This is a genomic window from Roseibium sp. RKSG952, from assembly GCF_009711355.1.
The window spans coordinates 1-1,567 of record NZ_SMMF01000524.1 but is presented as its reverse complement, the minus strand read 5'-3'; the positions used below and the strand labels follow the sequence as shown (position 1 = coordinate 1,567).

The 1,567-nt window shown below is 55.6% G+C and carries 1 protein-coding gene and 1 pseudogene; both read left to right on the top strand.

Translation table 11 applies throughout. The annotated features are described in order from the left end of the window. Positions 1-494: DUF4158 domain-containing protein (locus tag E1297_RS01980; protein WP_196223130.1), on the top strand; the 494-nt coding region annotated here is incomplete at its 5' end. A 228-nt stretch (positions 495-722) separates the two neighbouring features. Beyond that, a pseudogene (locus E1297_RS01975) lies at positions 723-1,567 on the top strand (Tn3 family transposase); the annotation flags it as partial.

The window sequence follows — 1,567 nt, the reverse complement described above, 5'->3', positions numbered from 1 at the left end:
GTTTGGGTATTACGAACGAGGACTTCACTGCAGCTTGGAGTTTGAGCTTTTCCGATATTGAATTTGCCACTTCCAAACTGGCTTCTTCCTGTATTGGGTTGGCGGCGCAGCTGAAGTTTTTTGCCGTGCATGGCTATTTTGCTACCGACAGCGCACAAATCCCAAAGGGAGCGGCCGGGTATTTGGCAGAGCAGCTTGGGTCACACCCCGACGCCCTGTCAGACTATGATTTTTCGGGGCGCTCGGCGCGCCGACACTGTGCAGAGATCCTGAAATATCTCGGCTTCCGCCGGATGACACGGGCTGACAGGCAGGAGCTGGGAACATGGATCATGCAGGATCTGTGTCCAGCTGGACAACCTGTCCCCGCCATGTCGAGGCCGTCTGCTTGTGGTGCCGTGACAGAGGCATTTTCGGACCTGCGATGGCCGAATTGGACCGCCTTGTACGATCTCAACGCCAGCAATATCTGGAAGGTTTGTTTGCCCGAATAGCAAAAGCCCTTGATCCTGCAACCACCGCCATGCTGGAAGCCTCGTTGGATGAGCCGGACCTTCCGACTGGCTTCAATACCATGAAAGCTGATGCCGGACGGGCCAGTCTGGACAATATCCTAGAGGTGACCGAGCGGTTGGGTTTCATCAAGAGGCTCGAACTGCCGCGCCATCTTCTTGACGGTGTAGGTAAAAGCTGGATCGATCAGATCACGCGGCGCGTTGCAGGTGAAAAAGCCTCGGAAATGCGCCGTCACAAGCCCGCCCGCCGACAAGGTCTTTATGCCGCATGCCGCTTATCTGATGGTCCGGGAGGCGGTGATCACAGATGCCATGATCGATCTCCTCATAGAGACGGTACACAAGATCAAGACAAAATCGAAGCGGAAGGTCGTGAACGAGATCGCAAAGGATCTTCACCGCGTTTCCGGCAAGGAGCGGCTATTGGCCGATATCGCAACGGCCTCCATTGATGACCCGTCCGGGCGCATCTGTGATGTAATCTATCCGATCGCGGGAAAGGACAAGCTGGCTGCCATTATCAAGGAGAACCGGGCAAAAGGGGCGTTTGACCGCCAGATTTATTCTGTGATGCGCAGCTCCTGGGCAAGCCACTACCGGCGAATGCTGCCGAATTTGCTCGCGACATTGGAATTCCGGTCCAACAATTCTGCCTGGCGGCCGGTCCTGCAGGCTATGGAGTGGCTCAAGGCAACATTAGACGAAGGTTCCAGGGTTGTTTCACCGGAAGCGGTTCCGGTCGAGGGCGTCATTCCGGCCAAATGGCGCGGTTCAGTCCGGGACAACAAGGGCCGTGTAAACCGCATCAGCTACGAGATCTGTGTGCTGACCCAGCTTCGGGAACGCATCAGGTCCAAGGAAGTCTGGGTTGTTGGGGCGGACCGGTACCGGAATCCCGACAAGGACCTTCCGCAAGACTATGAAAAACGCCGTTCGGCTTATTATGCGGGTTTGAAACTGACGCAAAACGCACGTGACTTTACAGCTTCCGTTCGCCACGAGCTCGAGCGCGAACTTCTGCTGTTGAATGACACAATCCTTGAAAACGACAA